Annotated in this window: 26 protein-coding genes and 1 pseudogene; all 27 read right to left on the bottom strand. The window is 39.6% G+C overall.

What is annotated here, in order from left to right; translation table 11 throughout:
• Positions 1–3: 3 nt before the first annotated feature.
• The 27 genes and pseudogenes from ccmB to ASUC_RS04235 all read right to left on the bottom strand — a co-directional run bounded on the left by ccmB (position 4) and on the right by ASUC_RS04235 (position 24869).
• Complete coding sequence (ccmB, locus tag ASUC_RS04365) at positions 4–669, bottom strand: heme exporter protein CcmB (protein WP_012072592.1); 666 nt, start codon at positions 667–669, stop codon at positions 4–6.
• Positions 670–672: 3 nt separating this feature from the next.
• A complete protein-coding gene (gene ccmA / locus ASUC_RS04360) occupies positions 673–1308 on the bottom strand; it encodes a cytochrome c biogenesis heme-transporting ATPase CcmA (protein WP_012072591.1) in 636 nt (211 codons plus the stop codon).
• 147 nt (positions 1309–1455) lie between these two features.
• Complete coding sequence (cpdA, locus tag ASUC_RS04355) at positions 1456–2286, bottom strand: 3',5'-cyclic-AMP phosphodiesterase (protein WP_012072590.1); 831 nt, start codon at positions 2284–2286, stop codon at positions 1456–1458.
• Positions 2287–2428: 142 nt separating this feature from the next.
• Positions 2429–3052, bottom strand: a complete 624-nt coding sequence (gene nudF / locus ASUC_RS04350) for an ADP-ribose diphosphatase (protein WP_012072589.1) — start codon at positions 3050–3052, stop codon at positions 2429–2431.
• 107 nt (positions 3053–3159) lie between these two features.
• On the bottom strand, positions 3160–3897 hold the full coding sequence (locus tag ASUC_RS04345) for a 4'-phosphopantetheinyl transferase family protein (RefSeq protein WP_041834610.1): 738 nt from the start codon (positions 3895–3897) through the stop codon (positions 3160–3162).
• Positions 3898–3995: 98 nt separating this feature from the next.
• Positions 3996–5882, bottom strand: a complete 1887-nt coding sequence (htpG, locus tag ASUC_RS04340) for a molecular chaperone HtpG (protein ID WP_012072587.1) — start codon at positions 5880–5882, stop codon at positions 3996–3998.
• Between the two features lie 187 nt (positions 5883–6069).
• Entirely contained in the window at positions 6070–6645 is a 576-nt protein-coding gene (locus tag ASUC_RS04335; RefSeq protein WP_012072586.1) for an opacity family porin, read from the bottom strand.
• Positions 6646–6709: 64 nt separating this feature from the next.
• A complete protein-coding gene (locus tag ASUC_RS04330) occupies positions 6710–7222 on the bottom strand; it encodes a SprT family zinc-dependent metalloprotease (RefSeq protein ID WP_012072585.1) in 513 nt (170 codons plus the stop codon).
• 74 nt (positions 7223–7296) lie between these two features.
• Positions 7297–7905, bottom strand: coding sequence for an opacity family porin (locus ASUC_RS04325; protein WP_012072584.1), 609 nt, complete (start codon positions 7903–7905; stop codon positions 7297–7299).
• A gap of 141 nt (positions 7906–8046) precedes the next feature.
• Positions 8047–9198 (bottom strand): methionine adenosyltransferase, encoded by a 1152-nt coding sequence (gene metK, locus ASUC_RS04320; protein ID WP_012072583.1) that lies wholly within the window; start codon positions 9196–9198, stop codon positions 8047–8049.
• Between the two features lie 123 nt (positions 9199–9321).
• Positions 9322–9747, bottom strand: a complete 426-nt coding sequence (ndk, locus tag ASUC_RS04315) for a nucleoside-diphosphate kinase (protein WP_012072582.1) — start codon at positions 9745–9747, stop codon at positions 9322–9324.
• A 1-nt stretch (position 9748) separates the two neighbouring features.
• Positions 9749–11041, bottom strand: a complete 1293-nt coding sequence (gene pepB / locus ASUC_RS04310) for an aminopeptidase PepB (RefSeq protein WP_041834734.1) — start codon at positions 11039–11041, stop codon at positions 9749–9751.
• A gap of 79 nt (positions 11042–11120) precedes the next feature.
• Complete coding sequence (gene rfbC / locus ASUC_RS04305; protein WP_012072580.1) at positions 11121–11663, bottom strand: dTDP-4-dehydrorhamnose 3,5-epimerase; 543 nt, start codon at positions 11661–11663, stop codon at positions 11121–11123.
• A gap of 1 nt (position 11664) precedes the next feature.
• On the bottom strand, positions 11665–12231 hold the full coding sequence (locus tag ASUC_RS04300; RefSeq protein ID WP_012072579.1) for a nucleotidyltransferase family protein: 567 nt from the start codon (positions 12229–12231) through the stop codon (positions 11665–11667).
• A gap of 11 nt (positions 12232–12242) precedes the next feature.
• Positions 12243–13124 (bottom strand): annotated as a pseudogene (gene rfbD, locus ASUC_RS04295) (dTDP-4-dehydrorhamnose reductase); the annotation flags it as partial.
• Between the two features lie 76 nt (positions 13125–13200).
• On the bottom strand, positions 13201–14076 hold the full coding sequence (rfbA, locus tag ASUC_RS04290; RefSeq protein ID WP_012072577.1) for a glucose-1-phosphate thymidylyltransferase RfbA: 876 nt from the start codon (positions 14074–14076) through the stop codon (positions 13201–13203).
• Positions 14077–14090: 14 nt separating this feature from the next.
• Positions 14091–14384 carry a nucleotidyltransferase family protein gene (locus ASUC_RS04285; RefSeq protein WP_012072576.1) on the bottom strand — a complete coding sequence of 98 codons (294 nt, stop codon included), beginning with the start codon at positions 14382–14384 and terminating at the stop codon, positions 14091–14093.
• Positions 14377–14823 carry a nucleotidyltransferase substrate binding protein gene (locus ASUC_RS04280; protein ID WP_012072575.1) on the bottom strand — a complete coding sequence of 149 codons (447 nt, stop codon included), beginning with the start codon at positions 14821–14823 and terminating at the stop codon, positions 14377–14379. Before ASUC_RS04280 ends, ASUC_RS04285 begins: the two co-directional genes overlap by 8 nt.
• 18 nt (positions 14824–14841) lie before the next feature.
• On the bottom strand, positions 14842–15903 hold the full coding sequence (gene rffG, locus ASUC_RS04275; protein ID WP_012072574.1) for a dTDP-glucose 4,6-dehydratase: 1062 nt from the start codon (positions 15901–15903) through the stop codon (positions 14842–14844).
• 50 nt (positions 15904–15953) lie between these two features.
• Entirely contained in the window at positions 15954–16655 is a 702-nt protein-coding gene (locus ASUC_RS04270) for a Fic family protein (RefSeq protein ID WP_012072573.1), read from the bottom strand.
• 82 nt (positions 16656–16737) lie between these two features.
• Positions 16738–17787 (bottom strand): acyltransferase family protein, encoded by a 1050-nt coding sequence (locus ASUC_RS04265; protein WP_012072572.1) that lies wholly within the window; start codon positions 17785–17787, stop codon positions 16738–16740.
• 11 nt (positions 17788–17798) lie between these two features.
• Positions 17799–18899 (bottom strand): acyltransferase family protein, encoded by a 1101-nt coding sequence (locus tag ASUC_RS04260; protein WP_012072571.1) that lies wholly within the window; start codon positions 18897–18899, stop codon positions 17799–17801.
• Positions 18900–18919: 20 nt separating this feature from the next.
• On the bottom strand, positions 18920–20338 hold the full coding sequence (wbaP, locus tag ASUC_RS04255) for an undecaprenyl-phosphate galactose phosphotransferase WbaP (RefSeq protein WP_012072570.1): 1419 nt from the start codon (positions 20336–20338) through the stop codon (positions 18920–18922).
• A gap of 388 nt (positions 20339–20726) precedes the next feature.
• The gene (gene glf, locus ASUC_RS04250; protein WP_012072569.1) at positions 20727–21830 is read right to left on the bottom strand and encodes a UDP-galactopyranose mutase; all 1104 of its coding nucleotides are present in this window, start codon (positions 21828–21830) and stop codon (positions 20727–20729) included.
• A 75-nt stretch (positions 21831–21905) separates the two neighbouring features.
• Positions 21906–22541, bottom strand: coding sequence for a hypothetical protein (locus tag ASUC_RS04245; protein WP_156770515.1), 636 nt, complete (start codon positions 22539–22541; stop codon positions 21906–21908).
• Positions 22501–23079 carry an acyltransferase family protein gene (locus ASUC_RS11235; RefSeq protein ID WP_404799672.1) on the bottom strand — a complete coding sequence of 193 codons (579 nt, stop codon included), beginning with the start codon at positions 23077–23079 and terminating at the stop codon, positions 22501–22503. Before ASUC_RS11235 ends, ASUC_RS04245 begins: the two co-directional genes overlap by 41 nt.
• A gap of 71 nt (positions 23080–23150) precedes the next feature.
• A complete protein-coding gene (locus tag ASUC_RS04235) occupies positions 23151–24869 on the bottom strand; it encodes a DUF262 domain-containing protein (protein ID WP_012072567.1) in 1719 nt (572 codons plus the stop codon).
• Between the last annotated feature and the right edge of the window lie 76 nt (positions 24870–24945).

The following is a 24945-nucleotide window of genomic DNA, read 5'->3' as shown; positions in this document are numbered from 1 at the left end:
CTTTTAATTATCCAAACTCACACGCAACGCCGCCGCAACGGCAAAAGGTGCAAGCGTTAACGAGGCGACCATCATCGCGCCGAGAATCGCAAGTTGCCCCCGATAAGGCAAATTTAATGTTGCGGCATCCAATACGGATGCCGAAAAAATCAAAACCGGGATAAACAGCGGCACGACTAACAAACTTAATAACACGCCGCCTTTGCGTAATCCTACGGTTAACGCCACGCCGATCGCGCCGATGCAGCTCAATACCGGCGTACCGATTAACAAAGTCAACGCCAATGCCCGCCAAATATGTATATCCAGCGATAGCAATAAAGCCGCCGCCGGCGATAATAAAATCAGCGGTAATCCCGTCAAACACCAATGCGCGACGACTTTCGCCAATGCAATCAATGCCAAAGGTTGCGAAATTAACATTAATTGCTCCAGCGAACCGTCGACAAAATCGTCCCGAAACAAGCGTTCAAACGACAGTAAAGCGGAAAGTAATGCCGCCACCCAAGCCACACCGCCAGCAATTTTAGAGAGCAGATTAGGATCAGGCCCCACTACCAACGGAAACAGTGTAATCACGATCAGAAAAAACCATAACGGATTCAAAATTTCCGCCTGTTTCCGCATAGCGATACGCAATTCCCGTTTGATAATTTCAATAAATACCATTGCTTATTCCAAAAACTTGTAAGAATCCAACCGCACTTTACGCAATATTCTGCTCGGCACATCCTGATGACTGGTTAAGATCACGATTCCGCCGTTTTCCGCATGCCGCTCGAAATATTGTGTCAGTACTGCTACTCCGTGTTTATCAATGGCATTAAAAGGTTCGTCCAAAATCCATAGCGGTGCCCGGGATAACCATAAACGCGCCAAAGCAATGCGTTTTTGTTGGCCGGCGGAAAGCTGTCCGGCGACAATATCTTCACGTCCCGCCAATCCCACCATTTCCAACGCCTGCCATAATGCATCTTCACCTTGCTCGCAAGCGGAAATCTTTTGATAAAACAGCAAATTTTCCCACGCGGTTAATTCAGGTTTAACACCGGAAAGATGCCCCAAATACAATAAATCCCCGAGAAATTGTTCTCGGCACTGAGAAAGTTTCTCACCGTTCCAGCACACGTTACCCGTTAACGGCTGCGCCAAACCTGCAATAATCCGTAACAAACTGGTTTTCCCAATACCGTTATGTCCTTCAATCTGCACAAAATCCCCCGATTTAAAGATTAAAGACAAATCGGTAAATAAAACCTTATCCCCCCGTTGACAGGCAATTTGTTCTAATTGAAGTTGATTCGGCATAAAAAATCCAGCTTAAAATAATGTCAGATTCTAGCATAAGCTGTTAGGAAGTCGTAGAAAATTGAGATAGAAGACATTAACCATTTAGAGGTAATAACAGCAAAAATTGCGCTAAATCAAAAAGATCGGATTATCCGATCTTTTTTGCTAATAACCGTCTTCACTCATATTCGGTAGAAAACTGGCTTGTCGAATACGGCGGACATAGGTTTCAATACTTCCGTCGGTATGCAGTATAATTTCCCGCCAGCCGGGCTGTTGCGTATCCAAGGCGAAATGATTGGTATCCGGCTTAAATTGAATACAGGTGGAAGGTGTCGACATCACCCGATAACCGTTCCACAGGTCGTCCACCGTCTGATGAATATGTCCGTGAACAATGCCTTTTACATTATCGGACATCGCCAAAATTTGCGCCAACTCATTGGCATTACGCAAATTGTGTTGATCCAACCATGCGGAATGGGTTGAAAGTAAATGATGATGCAACACAATCAGCACATAACGGTCCGCTTGTGCTTTTAATTTATTCTGCAGCCAGTCCAACTGATATTCCGTCAGATTACCGTGCGGCACCCCGAAAACCTGACTGTCCAGTAACAATACCTGCCATTGTTCACCGGCCAAAATCTGCTTTTCGGCACAAATATTCCCGTGATTTTTATTCAGCAATTCATTCATTTTCGGTTGAAAATCATGATTGCCCGGCAACCAGAAAACCGGTTTGCCCAACGGTTGCACCATTTCGCAGAAACGCAGATAACCTTCGTCCGAACTGTCCTGCACCAAATCGCCTGTGGCCAAAACAAAATCCGCCTCGAACGGCGAAGCCTGAATCTCCGTTAAAACCTGGTTAAAGCTGGCGCAAGTATTTATGCCTAATAACTCGCTGCCGGCGTCCTTAAACAAATGCGGATCGGTTATTTGTAGAATGCGTATCTCATCCGAATCCGTGTCATATTGATACGTGTTAATCATGGGATTCTCCTGTTCCCCATCCAATGTCGCAATCGCAAGATTATCCGCTTCAGAAAAATTTGCATCCGTTAAAATACGAAAATGTTATAAAGATCATATTTCTGCGCAGACTTTTTGCTAAAAATGCCACATTCGTCACATTTTACAACCAAGCCTGTTGCAATTTTCTGTAATTGAGTTGCAACCACTGTAATCCTAGCACGGCCGTGCTGTTATCCACTTTGCCCTGCTCCACCCATGCATAAGCGGTCTCCCGTTCGAGTACATGGACTTTAATGTCTTCATGTTCTTCCGCTAATCCGTGCAGACCTTTTGCTTTCGAACTATCCACTTTGCCCGCAAACAAATGAATGCGTTCCACCGTGCCTCCCGGGCTGTCCCATACACTCAATACACGGATCAGATTCGTCACCTCGACACCGGCTTCTTCCCGGCTCTCACGTCCGGCAACCTCTTCCGGCAACTCGCCTTCTTCCACCATACCGGCTATCAGCTCTAACAACCAAGGCGAACCGGAAAAACTCGGATTATAAGCGCCGATACGCACTTGCTCTACCAAAATCACCGTATCCCGTTCGGGATCATAGGCAATCACGGCAGAAGCGGCGCCTTTCACGAGCAATTCCCGCACTACTTCGCCGCTCATCCCGCCGGCAAACAGTTTATGGCGAAAATGCACCCGTTTTAATTGAAAAAAGCCATGATAAAGTGGCTCTTCTTTGATAATTTCAATATCATTCTGACTAAATTGTTGGATATCGACCATGATTTTTCCTTATTTTCGAATAGCACTAAGAATACTAAAAAATACGAATATTTTTGCTATTTTTATTGAAAAATTTGAGGTTCGTCACAAAATTTTTGCATATACGGTTAAAAATTAACTGAATATTTGACCGCACTTTTGAGCGAATACGCGCAAAGCCCCCGTTCTGTTCCGGGCGACCAATGGAAATAACGGACATCATCCAATTCATTCCCCGCCGCAAATAATGCGAGGTAAAACGGTAATTCTTCAGAAAAAAACAACTGACCGGCAGGGCAATATGCCGTTCGAATCTGTTGCCGTTCCGGCAAATGCCGGACTTCGCTCAACTTCACAATACCTACCCCTTGCGATTTCAGTACGGCTTCGCGCAAACACCAGCAACGATAAAATCCTGCAACGATATTACTCTGTTTAGCCAGCCAGCGCTGTTCCGTTTGCGGAGCAAAATGAGCTAAAAGTGCGGTGAAATTTCGTTCTGTTTTTGCTATCTCGATATCGATGCCCACCGCCGGCTTGGCGGACGAAACCGACAATATTACCGCGACCCAATCGCCGGAATGGGAAATATTAAAATCAATTCGGTTTGAAGGGAATTCGGGACGACCGCTGGCGGTATAATAAATATGCGACAGCAATCCCGTATCGATTCCCGCCTGTCCGCATAAGCGCCACAGTAAAAAATGCGCCAGCCGGCGGCAGTGGTGCCGTTGCCGTACACGGGAATTTCCGTTAATGCTTTCGCCATCGGACGATAGATGCAACCGTTCGGGAACCAGTTCGGACGGAATAGTTTGAAACGGGTAATCCTGCCGAATATTACCCCACGCGACAAAAGTTGCCATGACTTTGTTTGATGACCCGATAAAATCTGAAAAACACCTAAAAAAATGACCGCACTTTCTCCGTTCCCGGTAAAGTGCGGTCATATAATGCGACAAATCTAGCCTGCAAGCAAGGTATTCACGCGTTTAATGAAAGCCGTCGGATTTTCCAAGGTGCCGCGCTCCGACAACATGGCTTGCTCCAACAGCAATTCCACCCAGTCGGCGAAAGCGGATTCATCGGTCAATGCCGCCGTTTTTTTCACTAAAGCGTGATCCGGATTCAATTCAAAAGTATATTTCACCTCCGGCACCGGCTGACCGCTCATCGCGAACAATTTCGCCATTTGAGTAGTCATTTGATCGTTATCCGTCGATACCACCGCCGGCGTATCGGTTAAACGATGGGTCAAACGCACATCTTTTACCCGTTCGCCCAGCAGGGTTTTCACCCGTTCGATGAAACCGCTTAAAGCTTCGTCCTGCGCCTTCTCTTTTTCCGCTTCGGTTTTATCCGCCAAATCGCCTAAATCCAAATCCGCTTTGGTGATGGATTGTAACGGCTTGCCGTCAAATTCCGTTAAATAGCTCAACATCCATTCGTCGATTCGATCGGACAACAGCAACACTTCAATGCCTTTTTTATTGAACAATTCCAAATGCGGACTGTTTTTCGCCGCGACGTAACTGTCGGCGGTAATATAGTAAACGGCTTTTTGTCCTTCTTTCATGCGGGCGATATAATCCGCCAGCGATACGCTTTGTTCGCTGCTGTCCGTGTGAGTGGAAGCAAAACGGAATAGTTTGGCGATTTGTTCGCGGTTGGCAAAATCTTCACCCACGCCTTCTTTCAGCACTAAACCGAATTCTTTCCAGAATGTCGCATATTTTTCCGCTTCGTCTTTCGCCAGTTTTTCCAGCATTTGTAAGGAACGTTTGGTTAAGGCTTTACGTAATGCCGCCGTGGTTTTATTATCCTGCAGAATTTCACGGGAAACGTTTAACGGCAAATCGTTGCTGTCCAGCAAACCGCGCATGAAACGCAGATAATTCGGCATGAACACTTCCGCATCATCCATAATGAATACCCGTTGCACATACAGCTTCAAGCCGTGTTTTTGCTCGCGGTTGAATAAATCCCACGGCGCTTTGGACGGCACATAAAGCAAACTGGTATATTCCTGATTACCTTCCACTTTGTTGTGCTGCCATACTAGCGGATCGGCAAAATCATGGCTGATATGTTTATAAAATTCTTGGTATTCTTCGTCGGAGATTTCACCTTTCGCCCTCGTCCACAAGGCCTGAGCTTTATTGATTTTTTCCCATTTTACGTCGCTTTCTTTGCCTTCTTCATCGAATTCTTTGGTCAGAATTTCCACCGGCAAACCGATGTGATCGGAATATTTGCCGATAATTTCACGCAGACGCCATTCGTTCAAAAATTCTTTTTCGTCCTCGCGCAAAAACAGCGTAATTTCCGTACCGCGTTCTTTTTTCTCAATATCTTCGACGGAATACTCGCCTTCGCCGGCAGATGTCCATAATACGCCCTGTTCCGCCGGCACACCCGCTGCACGGCTGCGTACTTCCACTTTGTCCGCTACGATAAAGGCGGAATAGAATCCCACCCCGAATTGACCGATTAACTGGCTGTCTTTGGCTTGATCCTGCCCAAGTGCGGTTAAAAATTCCTTTGTTCCGGATTTCGCAATGGTGCCCAGGTGTTCCGTCGCCTGTTCGCGCGTCATGCCGATGCCGTTATCGCTGACGGTCAGCGTACCTTTTTTCTCATCAAAACGAATGCGCACTTTCAAATCGCCGTCGCCTTCATACAGTTCCGGCGCGGAAAGCGCTTTGAAACGCAATTTATCCGCCGCATCGGACGCGTTGGAAATCAATTCGCGCAGAAAAATTTCCTTATTGGAATACAGGGAATGAATCATTAATTGCAGAAGTTGTTTCACTTCCGTTTGGAAACCGAGAGTTTGTTGATTATTGCTCATGTTATTTATCCTATTTGGTTAGGCTCGTTAAAACTACTTTGTTGATATAGGAATAATTTCACGAATTTCAACCGCATCTTAAGGAAAATATAATAATTCGGTTAAATTTTAGACAAAGAAAAAGTGCGGTCGGAAAAACTTCTGTTTTTTCCGCCGCACTTGAAAACGATCAGCTAATTGTTAAAGCTTAGAATGTATAACGTACGCCGACTTTCGCGCCGTATTGGTTGACTTTTACGTCACGTACTTCACCCAAACGGTTATATTCCGCCGCGACATTTAAATCCCACTGCGGTGCAAAATTGTAGCTTACCCCGGCAATCGCACCGTAACCGAATTCAGTGTTGGAATTCGAAAAATGGAAATAATCGGAAGCGTTATTAAAGTCACTATTAACTTTAATATGATTGGCGGAAATTCTCGCCCCCAGATAAGGCGTTAAACTGGTGCCGAGATCAAAATCATAATAAGCGGCAAGGCCGAAACCGTACGCTTTCACTTCATTTTCGCCCGAACCGCCCAAGTCGCCGAAACCTTCATCACCTTTACCGTAATAAGTATAATCTAAGGCAAAGCGCCAATCATTCACTTTATAACCTACGGCGACACTCGGAGAGAACGAACCGTCGCTGATTTTACTCGACAAACCGCCCGATGTTCTCAATTTGGAATACCCCGCATCGCCTTCAACATACCAGTTTGCGCTTGCTACGCTCGCAAATGCCAAGGCGCCTAATGCTATAGCTAATGTTGTCTTTTTCATAAACTCCCCCTTCGTTATTATGTTTAAAAGTTCAATATAAATATAGCACAATTTCCCCGTAACTTCACGGACAAATTTTGTTCACCGGTTCCAAACGTCCTTTACAATATTGACATAAATAGACCGCACGTTCCCGCTGAATTTTATTATGACGACGCACGGAAAGCTGATGAATGCGGCAACCGCAGCGGTAAGCAAAGGTTTTGCCCTGAACGGATTTCACATCAAATTGATGATAAGTTTCGGCGGGCAGTTGAAAGACGTTCGTCATCACGGCTTGCCATTCCTTACCGTGCGGCTTCACCCGTCCGAACAGTTGATACACAATTAAATGCGCCAATTCGTGCGGCACCACTTGATTCACAAATTCCGACGGATTTTCCAGCAATAAAGTGCGGTTAAATTTTATTGCGTTTTTTTGCAGATATGCCACACCCGCCTTTATGCCGCGCACTTCATAACTCACCGTCGGCACGGCAAAAGTGCGGTCAAAAAATTGCTCGGATTTTTGTAAACAGGCGTTCAGCTTACGTTGAATCTGCATTTTTAAATGACGGAATCGGGTTTGTTGTTCCATGGAAAATATTTCAGTTTTACAGAAAACAAAGGCACGCGTTAAAAACGCGCGCCGTTCATTTCTAGGGATGCAAATTAGAAACTGTAACGCACACCCACTTTCGCGCCGTATTGGTCGAATTTAACGCCATTTTCTTTGCCCAATCGATTATATTCTGCCGCTACGTTTAAATCCCATTGCGGTGCAAAATTATAACTCACACCCACAACGGCACCGTAACCGAATTTGGTTTCGGAATCCGAGTAACTGCCGCGACGAACTACCTTACCGGTGTTGTCGGAGTAAAGAGTGTAGTCTAGTTCGGACTTAATGTGGTTAACTGAAAGACGGGCGCCTACATAAGGTTTCAGACTGCTGTTAACGTTGAAATCATAATAGGCGGAAAGTCCGAAACCGTATGCTTTCATTTCTTCATTACCGACTTCATGTTCTTGGTAATACTGCCAGCCGTAGTTTTCATCGGCTTTACCGTAATAAGTATAATCCAATGCAAAACGCCAATCGTTAACTTTATAACCGATAGCGAGACTTGGCGAAAATGAATTGTCTTTGAGATCATAACCGTCGCCACCCGAAGTTTTCAGTCTGGAATAGCCGGCATTCCCCTCAACATACCAATTTGCGCTGGCAACACCACTAAAAACCAATGCCCCTAGTGCCATAGCTAATGTTGTCTTTTTCATGGATTACTCCTTATTATGTTAAAATTCGGCGCCAATATAGCATAATCCCACAGAATTTTCACGGGTAAATCTACATGCCGCGTTGCAAATGAAAAAGCACGCGCTTAAAAAACACGTGCCTCTCATAAATCATCGTTAAATTTATAGCCCGGCCGCCGCGCTTAATTCGGCCGCACGATCAATTTTTTCCCATGGGAATTGTTCGCGTCCGAAATGTCCGTAAGCGGCGGTTTCACGGTAAATCGGTCGAATAAGATCCAACATTTGGATTAAACCGTACGGACGTAAATCAAAGAATTCGCGTACCAGTTTCACCAATAATTCGTTCGCTACTTTACCGGTGCCGAAAGTTTCCAGCATGATGGAAGTCGGTTCCGCCACACCGATGGCATAAGAAAGCTGAATTTCGCAGCGATCCGCCAACCCTGCCGCCACAATATTTTTCGCCACATAACGGGCGGCATAAGCAGCCGAACGGTCCACTTTCGACGGATCTTTGCCGGAAAACGCGCCGCCGCCGTGACGCGCCGCGCCGCCGTAGGTATCCACGATGATTTTACGGCCGGTTAAACCGCAATCGCCCATCGGCCCGCCGATAACAAAACGTCCGGTCGGGTTAATAAAATATTTAGTGTCTTTATCTAGCCATTTCGCCGGCAATACCGGTTTAATGATTTCTTCCATTACGCCTTCATGCACCTCTTTTTGGCTGACGGATTCCGCATGCTGAGTGGAAAGCACCACCGCGTCAATACCTACGATTTTATTGTCTTCGTATTTAAAGGTGAGCTGGCTTTTGGCGTCCGGGCGCAACCAATCCAAGGTGCCGTCTTTACGCACTTTAGCCTGACGTTCCATTAGACGGTGCGCATAAGTAATCGGTGCCGGCATGAAAACTTCGGTTTCGTTGGTCGCGTAACCGAACATAATGCCCTGGTCGCCTGCGCCTTGGTCTAACGGATTTTCACGATCCACGCCCTGATTAATGTCCTGCGACTGCTTGCCGATAGCATTCAATACGGCGCATGAATGCCCGTCGAATCCCATATCCGAATGTTTGTAACCGATGTCGCAAATCACCTGACGAGTGAGATTTTCAATATCCACCCAGGCGGATGTGGTGATTTCACCGCCCACCAACGCCATACCGGTTTTTACATAGGTTTCGCACGCTACACGCGCTTTCGGGTCCTGTTTGAGTATTTCGTCCAATACCGCGTCTGAAATTTGGTCTGCAATTTTATCCGGATGCCCTTCTGACACGGATTCGGAAGTAAATAAATGGGTTGACATGTTCTTTCCTTAATATGAGTTTAGCCGTTTAGACGGCCATAATACGCGTTTTTATCCGAATTTCAATCTAAAAATAAAAAATCCCCGGAACAGGGTATCCGGGGGGATTTATTTCAACCGTTTTTAGCGCGGACAGATTTCAGATTCAACAAAGAAATAAGCGATTTCTCTGACCGCACTTTCTTCACTGTCCGAACCGTGCACCGAATTCCGACGTCGGCTTTCCGCAAAATCTTTGCGGATAGTGCCTTCCGCAGCCTGCTGCGGATCGGTGGCGCCGATTAACGTGCGGTAATCTTTTACCGCATTATCTTTTTCCAGCACGGAAACCACTACCGGCGCCGATGTCATATATTCCACTAAGCCGTCAAAAAACGGTTTGCCTTGGTGTTCCGCATAAAAACCTTCCGCTTGAGCTTGATTTAAACGTAACATTTTCATTGCCACAATTTGGAAACCATTTTCTTCAAAGCGAGAGAGAATTTTACCCACTAAATTACGTTCGACAGCATCAGGTTTAATAATTGATAACGTACGTTCTAACGCCATATCAGGCTCCTTTTTTCAATAATAAATTCGCAATGGTTTGCACCCCCAAGCCGGTTGCGCCTGTTGCCCATAAATCACTTGGCGATTTACGATAAGTGGCGGAACAATCGATATGTAACCAATTTTGTTGATAATCTTTCACAAAATGCGATAAAAATGCCGTTGCCGTACTCGCCCCGGCACTCACCGCCACTGACCCCGTGTTAGAAATATCCGCAAAAGACGAACTAATTTGTGCACGATGGAATTCTTCAAACGGCAAACGCCAGAACGGTTCTTGTTCTTCTTGTGCCGAACTCAATAAATCTGCCACAAGTTTATCATCCATAGATAATACTGAATGATAGTCATTGCCCACCGCCACTTTTGCCGCGCCGGTTAAGGTGGCGGCATCTAAAATAAATTGTGCCTTTTGCTCGCCCGCACAAATCAGCCCGTCAGCCAGCACTAAACGCCCTTCCGCATCGGTATTCATAATTTCTGCGCTCACGCCGTTACGATAAGTAATCACATCACCTAATTTGAATGCGGTACTACTCACCATATTTTCCGCGCAACATAGGAACAATTTCACGCGTTGTTGCAAACCACGGGTAATGGCTAAACCCAGCGCCCCCGTTAATAACGCCGCACCGCCCATATCGGATTTCATGCTATCCATGCTGTTGCTCGGTTTAATGCTATAACCGCCGCTATCAAACGTAATGCCTTTGCCCACTAAACAAGCCAACACGGGCGCATTGTCATCGCCTGTCGGGTTAAAATCTAATTGCAACATGGCGGGGGCATTAGCCGAACCTTTACCTACATTCCAAATGCCTTGATAATTCTGCTCGCATAATGCTTCACCGGAAATTATCTCAAATTTGACCGCACTTTCGAGCTCAACTTGTTCCGCTTGTCGGCAAATAAAATCTACAGCGCGTTGAACCAGTTCAACAGGTGTAATCACAGACGAAGATAAATTAATGATTTCACGTACAAAATCGCCGCATTGCAAACGCGCAAACAGTTCATCGTGATATTCGCCTAACTCAGGAAATTCCACCGCCCAATCTTGTTTTGCGGTGTAAAACCCTTGATAAAACGCCCAACAATTTTCTAATGACCAATCACTTCCCACCAATTCCACATCATTAATGCCTTGTCCACGCAATTTACGCGCGGCTTTTTGCACTAAAGTGCGGTCAGAATTGGATGAGAAATGAATGGTAGCTCGCTCGCCATGAAAACTCAACAGCGCTTTCTTGCCCCAGGATTCAGGGGCCGGTTCCGTTGAAAGCAAAATTTGCATTGCCATATAAAATCCTTCTAAAAAAGAAAACTGATATAGTGGGCGCTACTATATCAGTTTTTACTTTGCTTGTACTTGATTAATCAAATAAAACCGCGTCTTTGAGCAATTTGCCGGCAAGATCTTTTGTCGATAAACTCGGTTCGCCAACCAAATTCCACATAATCCCGACTGTCGGATCATTCCACAATAATGAATGCTCTGCTTTTGGGTTGTAATAATCCGTACATTTATAAGTAAATTCAGCCGTTTCACTCAGCACATAAAAACCATGGGCAAAGCCTTCCGGCACCCAAAGTTGGCGTTTATTTTCAGCAGAAAGAATTTCACCGACCCATTGCCCGAATGTCGGCGAGCTTTTACGCATATCCACTGCCACATCAAACACTTCCCCCTGCACCACGCGGACTAATTTGCCTTGGGTATTTTCCGTTTGGTAATGCAAACCTCGCAATACACCTTTTACTGATTTTGAATGATTTTCCTGCACAAAAGTGCGGTCAGCAACATTTTGTTTAAACCATTCATCACGAAAGGTTTCCATAAAGAAACCACGTTCATCCCCCAATACCGTCGGTTCTAATAATTTCACTTCAGGGATTTTTGTTTCTATAATTTTCATCTTACTTCTTATTTACAAAATGACGTTTATATTTAATATGGCTTTGAATATTCTTTTCTGCGTCTTTTTTATCCCAAACTTGTAATTCCCAAGGATAATAAAAGTTGCTGGAATTTTTAAAATAAATATGAATACCAATATATTCTTCTTTATCGCGTAAATACCAATTTTTTAACCCATATTGTTCTTTCCAATCATCAAGTTTTTCCATTATTTGAGCAATATCTTCGGTATCCACAATAATTCGCGCACCAAAAATATCATTCATAATACTATTCACCGGATAACCTTCTGAACGATGAGAAAAGCGTTCTATTTTGGCTAAAATCGACTCAGATGCCTTTACGCGATAAAAATAAGGAATATCATATAAATTGGCACGGAATAAATAATCATTAATAGATTCATGTAAATTTAAACGATATGCCAAAATATGCTCCACCGGCACTTTTGCAAGCGTATGTTTTAAATTTACTTTCTCTACTTTTCCCGTTTCAAAATAATCTTGAGAAAAAGCAAGATGAAGTTTATTAATTTCATCAATTAATCGCTCAACTTTACTAAGCATCATGCTCTCCTTTAGGCATACGCCTTAATATTTTTCAGTGCTTTTTGCCAATCGCTCGGTTTAATGCCAAAAGTGCGGTCAATTTTATCTAAATTTAGACGTGAATTGGCCGGGCGTTTAGCCGGTGTCGGATATTCATGCGTAGCAATCGCATTGACAAGCGGTGATTTTTCCAAGATCTTTTGCGAAACAGCTTCATTGAAGATCGCTTTGGCAAATTCCGCCCAGCTTACATAAGGTTTACCAGTGAAGTGATACACACCGAAAACATCGGTTTTGCCATTGATAATTTCATTGGCAATGTGAATTAATGCTGCCGCAATATCGCCTGCATAAGTTGGTCCGCCGAATTGATCGCCCACTACGCCTAGCACTTCACGTTCTTTGCCTAAGCGAATCATGGTTTTGACAAAGTTGTTGCCGCGTTCACCAAACACCCAAGCGGTGCGAAGCACAATATGTTTCGGGTTGGCTTGTTGAACCGCAATTTCACCTGCTAATTTAGTGCGACCATACACACCTTGCGGATTGGTTTGGTCGTCTTCTTGATATTCGTTTGTGCCGTTGCCTTCAAAAACGTAATCAGTGGAAATATGCAAAATTGCTGCACCGATTTCATTTGCTGCTTCAGCCAAATATTGAGGACCCTTGACATTAATTGCTTCTGAAAGCTCTACTTCAGTTTCAGCGCGATCCACAGCCGTGTGGGCTGCTGCATTGATAATAACATCAGGTTGAAAAGAAATTACTGCATTTCTGACCGCACTTTGGTCGGTAATATCCAACCCGTCACGATCAACGGCTAAAATTTCAGCTTTACCTGTAAGTTGTTGAGTTAAGCAATATCCGACCTGTCCTTTTGCACCTGTGATTAAAAATTTTTTCATTTTATTTTCTGATACTTGTAGGGTGCGTTGGCAAACGCACCATTATCGATTGATCTTTTAGTGCGTTAAATGCACCTTACTTCTATTTATTTTTAACCAATCGCAATAAATACTGCCCGTATTCATTTTTTGCCATAGGTTGAGCCAATTTTTCTAGTTGTTCGGTAGAAAGCCAACCATTACGCCATGCAATTTCTTCTAAACAAGCCACTTGTAAATTCTGCAGACTTTGTACTGTTTTCACGAAACTCGCCGCATCATGCAAACTGTCATGCGTGCCCGTATCCAACCAAGCAAATCCGCGGCCTAAAATTTGCACATTTAATGAACCGTCTTTGAGATAAAGATCATTTAGATCGGTAATCTCCAACTCGCCACGCGCTGATGGTTTCACTTGTTTCGCAAATTCCACCACACGATTATCGTAAAAATACAAGCCGGTTACTGCCCAATTTGATTTTGGTTTAAGCGGCTTCTCTTCAATCGACAACGCACGGAAATCTTCATCAAACTCCACCACGCCAAAACGCTCAGGGTCTTTCACCTGATAGCCAAAAACCGTTGCACCTTTTTCTTTGACAAATTCCGCGGCTTCTTTCAATGATTGTGAAAAATGCTGACCATAAAAAATGTTATCGCCCAACACTAAGCAAACCGAATCGTTGCCGATAAATTCTTCGCCAATTAAAAATGCTTGTGCTAAGCCACCCGGGCTTGGTTGAATGGCATAGCTTAAATTAATGCCGAAATCCGAGCCATCACCTAATAAGCGTTTAAAGCTTGCATTATCTTCAGGTGTTGTGATAATTAACACATCACGAATGCCGGCAAGCATTAGCACAGAAAGCGGATAATAAATCATCGGTTTATCGTAAACAGGCAAAAGCTGTTTTGATGTGCCACGGGTAATAGGATAAAGACGAGTACCCGAACCGCCTGCAAGAATAATGCCTTTCATTATAAGATTCCGTGTTAAATTAATATTTCATATTGTTGCAAAATACATTGCTTAAAATTATCACTACAACTCGCCCAATCAATAATATCTACTTTAAAAGGCAAATCAGATTCACTAAATGCCATTTCCAATTCAGATAACTGTCTGATTGTGAGCGGCTGTTTAGTCATAATCGCTAAATCCAAATCGGAATAACGTTTTGCCGTACCTTTAATTCTGGAGCCAAAAACCCAAACAGGACAATTTGGTACTTTGTCGTTTAATATTTCTTTCACAACAGAAAGATGTTCGGCAGATAAATCAAGCATAGCTATTTTTGTATTTTTGCAGTTGCAAAATTAAATATTGGCAGCTCAGCAAAAAATCAGCAATTTGTTGATATACTTGCCGGGCTTTAGATTGATCATAAGTATGTGATGTAATATTACGCATTTTACGATAATCAAACCAATCTTCAATATTTTCGATAAGACCAATCTGAGCAGCTGTACGTAAAATTTCTCTAAAGTCAGCATTATCAATATCTTGATCGTTTGAGGCTGTAAATTTAATATGACGTTTCATCATTTTTATCGCTAATTCATAAACAAATTCAAATTTTTGAATTGCACCGGCAATTAACGTATCTTGAATGATTAAATCTTGTTGCGAAAACCATTCGTAATTATCCAATTTTTCAATGGTTTGCTCTAAAGAAATAAATACATTTTCTAATGATGAAAAATCTAAATAATATTGTTCAGACATTTTAAGAACTTTTTTAGGCTATTTCACACCTAACCGCTCACGATTATACGAGCCATCCAACACTCGGCTCCACCATTTTTTATTGGCAAGATACCATTCAACGGTTTTGCGAATGCCAGTTTCAAAGGTTTCTTTCGGTTTCCAGCCAAGCTCTCTGCCAATTTTGGCTGCATCAATGGCATAACGCACATCGTGCCCCGGGCGGTCGGTTACATAAGTGATTAAATCTTCGTATTTTTCCACACCGGCAGGTTTATTTGGTGCAAGTTCTTCTAATAATGCACAAATGGTTTTCACCACTTCAATATTGGCTTTTTCGTTGTGTCCACCGATGTTATAAGTTTCGCCGATTTTACCTTCCGTAACCACTTTATATAAAGCTCGGGCATGATCTTCCACAAATAACCAGTCGCGAATTTGCGTACCATTGCCATATACTGGTAATTTTTTACCATCTAACGCATTTAAAATCATGAGTGGAATCAATTTTTCAGGAAAATGGAAAGGCCCATAATTATTTGAACAATTAGTCACAATGGTTGGCAAACCGTACGTACGTAACCACGCACGCACTAAGTGATCGCTTGATGCCTTAGATGCAGAATAAGGACTAGACGGCGAATAAGGTGTAGTTTCCGTAAACAAATCGTCCGTATCTTTTAAATCGCCATACACCTCATCAGTAGAAATATGATGAAAACGAAATGCAGATTTTTTGACCGCACTTAACCCATTCCAATAAGCACGAGCTGCTTCTAATAGCGTATAAGTGCCTACAATATTGGTTTGAATAAACGCCGCCGGACCGTCAATGGAACGATCCACATGACTTTCCGCCGCTAAGTGCATTACGGCGTCGGGCTGGTGGTCGGCAAATATGCGATCTAATGCTGCCCTATTACAAATATCCGTCCGTTCAAATGTATAACGAGGGTTATCGGACACAGATTCAAGGGATTCAAGATTTCCCGCATAAGTAAGCTTATCCACATTCACGACACTGTCCTGCGTATTGCGGATAATATAACGGATAACGGCGGAACCGATAAAACCGGCTCCGCCTGTGACTAAGATTTTCATTAATAAACTCTTTTACTTGTAATAAATAAAAAATGGCATTCTCTCAAAGATTATGCCAAATTTAATTTTTTTAATTGACTCATTGTTAAACCGCTAGGTAACATCTCTACCGAAGTTTCATATAAGAAATTCTTTAATATCAAGCTATCGTCCGATTCATAATAATTGACTAAATGCTCCATAAACTGTTCCTTATGAATATCAGGAATAGCTAAAACAGCCGCATTATCTTGTAGAAAAAGATGATTTGCCAACATTTGAGCCGTTCGCTTATTGCCATTATTAAACCACTGCCCACGGCTTGATAATGTGAAAATTTCTAACCCTTTATCAATCGGATTTTCTATTTTATTTACCCAATTAATCTGCTCTCGCACATTTTCGTAAGACGGAATCAACGGTATATAATTCGTTCCTGAAATACGCACAATTTGATCGCGCAATTTTCCCGGATTAGAATATAAACCGCCTTCCCCAATAATTCGGTTATATTCCGATGCTAATTGAAGATCAAGTGGGTAATCTAAATTATCAAATAAAAACATCCAAGCGCGTTTCAGATTATTCACCACAATAACCTTCTCAACATCCGCATTCGCAGGAATCCTCCCTTCAAAAATTTCTTGCGTTTCAGGAAAATTAATACCTTTCACCAATTCAATATTGGCACTTTTCCAAATACTATCAACCACAAGGCGCTTTGCTGCCTCAATAGCTGTTGTTCTGTTTATTTTTATATACTTAAAGTTCATAATTAATTATCTATAAAATCTCACTTATATTGTCGTCATCACAATTCCTACCATCTCATATTAGACAAAGTAAAGATAACTATTATTTTTTCTTTACCCATATATTTTCAATATAACGATAACTAAATTCGGAAGCTAAGAACATAGCAATTAAGGCTGAAATAAATAAAACCTTACCATTATTAATATTAATTACAGAATAGAAATATTTAACAATACACCATACTAAAATATGAGTACAAAAAAGCGCATAGCTTCGACTTGCGATATAATCAATAACACTGGCTAATATTTTATTTTCAGTATAAAAATGACCATTTCGACTTAAAGCTAAAATAAGCATAAATGCAGCTGTAAGACCACTTATTGTAATCTTAAGATTTGGATAAGAGGGAAATGCAGTCAATACAGCAGATAACGAGAGAACTAATAATAAAGATAAACTTACTTTTACAAAATAATTATGCGTAAAAATTTTAGCAAAAAAATCCCGACCTACGTAATCAAATAAATAGTAAGCTAATACACCATATAAGAGAGGGTCAAATCTAAATAACCAAGACATCCCCCCTCCCGGTCGATAAAACATTTGAATGCAACAAAGGACAATAGAAATATATAAAGTATATTTTCTACCTAATACTAAATAAATAATACTGAATATTACAAAAAACTGAAATTCTAATGAAATAGCCCAAAAGTAGCCTAAATGGGTAGGTTGAGCAGCTTCATTAAAATTTCTAAACCACAAAATGGTTGAAAAAAACTTTTGTGCCATCACTGATGGTTCTAAGAATAAAGCTTTATTATTTGTTATCACTGAAAATGTTAAAGCGATAAAAACCCAAAAATAGGCAGATGGGGCTAGTCGTCTAAATTTTTTAACAATAAATTCAATAATTAATTTAGTTGATATTTTCTTCTCGGTTGCATCAATATTTAGTTTTTCTAAGCTAGAAATCATAAAATAACCAGCCAAAACGAAAAATAATTCAACACCTGTTGAGGTATGAAATACCTTCCAAATTGCATTTTTCACCCCAGAATATTCTGTTGGAATAATGATAGGCGAATGGACAAAAATGACCATTAAAATCGCCCAAAACCTAAGTCCTTGTACCTCTTTAATCATATAATCCCTATTTATGAAGTATATTTTACTCGTAATGACATGAATGGCTTCTCAATCACATAAAATGTAAAAAATGAGACTAAGATTATAGGAATGAGCCGTATTAATGTCATACTCAAGGAATCAGTAACACTAGTAGCAAGAGACAAGTTCAATACCCTAGTTACCATCCCACCTATCGGCAAATGCAAAATATAAAGTGAAAAACTAATTTCCCCCAATTTTGCTAAGGATGTATCTATAAATTTCACTTTAGGTAACTTAACCACAAAATAAGCCACAGCAATTAATCCCCAGCAAATAGCTTCTATAGTAAAAGAAAAGTAAGTGTAAATAGCATCTGTTTTCTTAAACGTAAATAAATACATTAATACAATAATTGATGTAATAACAACTACCAGTGATACTAGTTTAGAAGAAAATAAAGAGAAATATCCTCTTTTCCAAAGTACAGCAAAAATCATGCCTAATACGAATTGATCTAAACGACCAAAAATGGAATGATAAAAATTCCAATACATTGGTTTACTAACTAGACTGTGGATATTAAATCTTAATGCTATAGATAATAAAACAATAGCGAATAGATATTTTAATCCATACCTAGATAAAAACAGAGCCAGGAATGGGAAAAGCAAATAAAATTGAAATTCTACTGCAATCGTCCATATTGGACCAGAAGGATAAAATTCATGTCCCCAGCCCGTATAAGAATGTCCCGTATTTAATTGTAAAGTTAATATTCTGAAAATATCCATTGGTGTAGAACCGGCTCTATTAACAGTTATAACAATAAAAGCCATCAACACCATCATAGGGAAAATACGTAAAATTCGATTATAAATAAAACCTTTATATTGTATTTTCTTTTCACCATATCCACTGATAATGCAAAACAAAAAACCAGTCAAAAATAAGAATAGACTAACGCCGGTAGAACCATTTATGAGCCAAGTTTTGATAAACAATGAGCTTGACGATATAATATCCATTGTCCATTGTCCATTGTCCAGCGATAGCTTTCCCCTAAAATGATGGAAAATTACCAATGTTGCAGCAAAAAAGCGCAAATGGTCTATTCTGGAAAAATAATCTGTGTTTAATGATTTCATTAGATTCCTTTTATAAAAATTTAATAAGCCCCATCCCTATTTAAAACAACATTCACCGTTTTAAACAAAATCGCAATATCATTCCATAAGGACCAGTTTTTAACATACCAAGCGTCGAAGTATACTCGAGTATCATAATCTACATCATTTCGACCGCTTACTTGCCATAATCCCGTCATACCCGGCTTCGCCATAAGGTAATAATCAACATCTTCTTGATAACGTTCTAACTCTTCTTTCACAATCGGGCGAGGACCGACAAGAGACATTTCGCCTTTTAATACGTTAAATAATTGGGGGAGTTCGTCTAGACTTGTTTTACGAATAAAAGCGCCGATTTTCGTAATTCGCGGGTCATTTTTCAACTTAAAATCCTTTTCCCATTCTGCTCGAGCTTCAGGATCTCGCGCCAATAGTTCTTCGAGCACTTCTTTAGAATTTACCACCATTGATCTGAATTTAAGACACTTAAATGTTTTTCCGTTACGACCGATACGGGGATGTCCATAAATAGCATCGCCTCCATCTTTTTTAACGGAAAAATATAAATAAAGCAGAATCGGAGATAATAAGACAATAATAATTAAAGAACCTAAAATATCCATTGTTCTTTTCATGAAACGGGAAGATCGCTTAGCCAAGTTATTATTAACACGCAATAACATCACTTCATAACTAAATATAAATGACATATCCGTGCTGTATAGCGGCAATCCGCGCAAAGTTGGTATAACGGAAACAGAACGATATTTATGGGTTGAAAAATATCTTAACCAAGAATCACGTAATTCGGTTTCGTCTTCCTCCAAAGCAAGTATAAATTGATCCGATTTTTTTGTTACCGATTTCCAAACACTTTGGCGCTTTTCATTTAAAATCGGTATGTTAAGTTCTTTAACTGTTGAATTTTCATCTTGAGTAAGAAAATATTTTATCTTAAATCCTAAATAGGATTCACTGGTTAAAGCATGGTAAGCGTCAATAGCATTTTGCCCGCCACCAATAATAATCGTATTGCGCAAATATAATCCTGATTTAATCAGAATTGTCTTCACACATACTCGCCCAAACGGCACAATAATTAGTGCAATAGCCCAAGTCAGCACCCATAAATAACGGGAAAAATAAAGTTTCGAAAAAGCAACCGTCCCCAATTCAATTACAGCCAAAACCACTAAAGTACGCAATACTTCTTTTAACTCAAACCAAAACGGCTTGCGGTAAGTATAATGGCGTAGTCGCATCCAGTACCAAGCCACCCCGAACATAGATAAAATGATATGAATATAAAAACGTTCCTCTATTTGTTCCGTGGGCACATAACGGCTTAACTCGCCTGTCCATGATTCAAGTCCATAAAAAGCCAGAACAATAGACGAACTAAGCAATAAAAAATCAGTCAATGCAAGCGTAAATTTACATACGAGGCTTCTTTTCATTATTGGTTTCCTTTAATCTCCATTTAAAATTAAGCATATTAAGATATGTTTAATTTTCTTAATATTTTAAACATATTTCATTTTACAGTGAAGTAAAAAAGCCCCACACCCACATGAGTTATATCATGTGCAGTAACCTATTTTCTAAAATTCAACTAAGTTTCAAAGCAACTAATTTGTCTATCACTAAACCAGCATAGTATTAACGATTCAGCTTCAACGTATAGTACGAAAACTTCTTCCGAACATCTCTACCACGTGCTGTTACTCTATATTTCTGATTGCGACTATTAGGAATAGTAGTTGCCATCTTCGGCATTCGCTAGAATTTATGCTAATTCAAAAGTTTTTATAGTACAAAACCAAGTCTATACAGTTAATTTTCTATTTAAGAAAAATGTACTTTTACACACTCTAACGCTTCAGCAATAATATTATGCATATCGAAATATTTATATTGTGCCAAGCGACCGCCAAAAATTACATTAGATTTTTCATCAGCTAATGCTTTGTATTTTGCATAAAGCTCATTATTGCGTCCGTCATTAATTGGATAGTACGGTTCATCTCCCTCTTCATATTCTTTCGAATGTTCACGGGTAATCACTGTTTTTGATTGTGTGCCATATTCAAAATGCTTATGCTCAATAATTCGGGTATAAGGCACTTCCGCTTCCGTATAATTCACGACTGCATTGCCTTGATAATTTGGCATATCCAATACTTCATTATCAAAACGTAAGCTACGATATTCTAATTTACCGAATTGATAACCGAAATACTCATCAATCATTCCTGTGAAGACGATTTTTTCAGCAAGATTTTCATAATGCTCACGCTCAGCAAAGAAATCTACACCAAGTTTTACTTCGATACCATCTAGCATTCTTTCAAAGATAGCGGTGTAACCACCAATCGGAATACCTTGGTAAGTATCATAGAAATAGTTGTTATCGTAAGTATAACGTACAGGTAAACGTTTGATAATAAATGCAGGCAGTTCCGTACATTTACGCCCCCATTGTTTCTCGGTATAACCTTTAATCAGTTTTTCGTAAATATCACGTCCAACTAAAGAAATTGCCTGCTCTTCAAGATTTTGCGGATCGGTAATATTTTCCTGAGCGATTTGCGCTTTAATTTTTGCTTCCGCTTCTTGTGGTGTAATCACACCCCACATTTTATTAAACGTTAACATATTAAACGGCAAGCTATAAAGTTCATCTTTATAACGAGCCACAGGCGAATTAGTAAAACGGTTAAACTCAGCAAATTGTTGAATATAATCCCAAACCACTTTATTACTGGTATGAAAAATATGCGCACCATATTTGTGCACATTGATCCCTTCGATATTTTGGGTATAGCAGTTCCCGCCAATGTGATCGCGTTTTTCAATCACTAAACATTTTTTTCCACGTTTAGTTGCCTCATGAGCAAAAATCGAACCGAAAAGACCGGCACCAACAATAAGATAGTCGTATTTTTTCATTATTTTTTCCTTATTTAAATCGGATAGATTTGTTTTTATATCTATTAGTAAAATTTAAGTCACATTAGTAAATATTTAACTATAAATTCCTCTGCTTATTTTTTCTAAGAATCTCCCTATCCATATAGAAATAAAAATAGAAAAAATCAAAAATATAGGAAACGCATAAGCTTGTTTTGGATAGTCTGGAATTTTATTAGGATTTAACTCTGTTAGTCCTAACATTTCAAAAATCACATTTATTAAAGTAAATGCAATTAAATGAAATGTCATAATTGACTTACTATTCTTACCAATAGTTCTAAACAGATTAAAATCACCGTATTTAGCCAACATATCAGAGATAACAAATGTAATATATATACCTGATAAAGCACCTAATAACGAAAAAAAGAACCCAAACTGATATTTACTCCAAGACATAATTAGTGAACCTATTAAGTTATCTGATTTCAAATAAACCAATAGTAAAAATAAAAAACAAGCAAATACTGGATTTAACATCTTCCATATATATGATTTAAATACAACCCCAAAATAAAAAAACATTGAACCAACCATAACCTGAGTTAAAATATTCCAGTATATAAGTTTATTTTCGTTATATATTGGAGATAGCACATCAATTCCAAGATATCCGATTAATAATGCAATACCAATAAGAAAAATATCATAGAATGCATTTTGCATTTTGCATTTTGCATTTTGCATTTTGCATTTTGCATTTTGCATTTTGCATTTTGCATTTTGCATTTTGCATTTTGCATTTTGCATTTTGCATTTTGCATTTTGCATTTTGCATTTTGCATTTTGCATTTTGCATTTTGCATTTTGCATTTTGCATTTTATTGAACATTTTTATAACAGGAAAAGCAATAGACAACACTATCATATAGGAAAATAAAAACCACCCAACCATAAAGAAGTAATTATTATGAAAATTTCCTGTAATTGCCAACTCAATAGTTTCAAAAATAGAATTTCCAAATATATTTCTTTTTTGAACTAAAAAATAGAAATGCAGTAAATTCGCACCAATACCCAAAATTAAATATGATAAAACAATGTATAAAAAATATTTCTTAAATATCCCAGTATAATATTCAATTGCATTTTTTCTTGTATTAAAAAGCATTCCGCCTAGAAAAAAGAATAGTGGCATATGAAACATATAAGACCGCATGATATTGAAAATATCACCTTTAGGGTGATGTCCGATTACAACCAAAACTATTCCAATACATTTTATATAATCAATAGCACATCTAGTCTGATGCTCTGTTCTGACTTAAGCTAACATATTTTTACCTTATAAGAATCTTAACTAAGTTGAGCAATTCGCCAAACTGTTTTAGCTTGATTCGCAAGCCATCTTTGCCAAGAAGCAATAGTTGCTGGTGTCCACTCAGCATATTGTTCCGATAATTTACGCGTTAGCACAAAGTTACTCTGTTCCAATACTGCTCGTTTTTGAGCATATTCAACAGTGCCTAAATCTCGATTGGCACTTGCTTGCAATAAGGTCATATTTCCCAAACGATAGGTCAAAGCACTCATTTCTTCATAACTAAAACCACCCCAACCATCCGGTGCATTTTGTGGGAGAATATGTTCAATATTGAAAGCATCACTGGAAAAATCAATTCCCGGATTATTTGATACATATTGCTCAAGTTCACATAAAATAAAACGCACAAGTCTAGTGCTTCTAGAATCTGTCGTTTTAATGACTTTCTCCGTGAAATCTTTGCTAAAGCGATCATCATCAATATAAATAGGTTTTAATAAACTTAATACCTGAGAAACACTCTCCACTTTGCTCTGATTTATTTGCTCAACCACATTATTATAAGCACGCTCTAAATCAGCAGGGCTATATGCGCCAATAGTGTTATATCTAAAAGAAATTACCATAATTGCACGAAGTAATGTAGTAAAACTATTTCTATCAAATTTTCGCTTTGCACTTAACAGTAATGAGAACGGCTGACGAACCCGAAAAAGTTTCAGGGCATTGACTAAATATTTATCATCAAGTGACCAATCTGATAGTTCCGGAGAAGATAATGCCAAATAGGTATCCAAATCTTCTTCCATACCTCGTATTAATGCAAAAACCGCTTCTCTGTCTCGAATATTATTTCTAATAACCTTGAACAATTCTGTGTGTCGTGTAAATTTATTTCGACTGTTCCAATAAATACGCAGAAAATCAGGAAACTTTTCTGATTGTAAGCGGCTAACTATATTTTCCCAACGTTCTTCCAAATTTCTTAATTCGTGATTATTCTCTGAATTTTTATCTAAAATCGAAAAAAGATAATTTTTCAGTAAATCTGTCGAAGAAAGTCGAACACCGCGAGAATTAAGCGTTTCAAATACTTTATAGGCATTTAATTCATCTGAAACCGTAATTACAGTAAAAAACAAATTATCACTGATATATTCAACTAATTGTGCTAATCGTTGTCCTTCATTACCATTTTCTTTTTTCAGATATTGGCTGACTCTCTGGTAGAACCATTCAAAAGCCTTACGTAATAAATGTTCAGAAGCTCGAAACCCTCGTTGTGGTAAATGCCCAAGAGGTATTAAATAATTTTGAAAATAATCATTATTATTACGGTTTAATGTTAATTTTGAACGGGATACTAAAGTAACGGGATCTAAATAGCCGATATAGGTTTGGCGAATTTGGTTTAGTCGCTGTGTATTAGCTTCCGCATCGACACCTGCTTTAATTAAATCTTGCAAATTTTTCAGAATTGCCAAAATAATTATCGTTGCAGTCGTTAAACGTTGCTGCCCATCAATCACATCAAAAGATTTATCATCTGTGGATTGCAGCACAAGATACCCCATATAATGGGCTGAATCATCGGAATCTTCAATAATCCCCATAATATCAACCCACAAATCTTCCCATTGCTCCGTCTCCCAACTATAATCCCGTTGGAATCGTGGAATTTTATAAGTTAAGCCATTGCCGATAAGCTTTCTTAAGGTATTATTTTCAGTTTTGAAGTTCGTTTTTGCCATATGTATATTACTTTTATAGATCGTCTTATTCAGGAATAATAGTAATAATGTAACTGTTCTCTTAACATATTTAAGA

The sequence above is a fragment of the Actinobacillus succinogenes 130Z genome, from assembly GCF_000017245.1.
Lineage (GTDB): Bacteria > Pseudomonadota > Gammaproteobacteria > Enterobacterales > Pasteurellaceae > Exercitatus > Exercitatus succinogenes.
The sequence above is the reverse complement of the archived record's forward strand: the minus strand, read 5'-3'. Positions and strand labels throughout refer to the sequence as shown.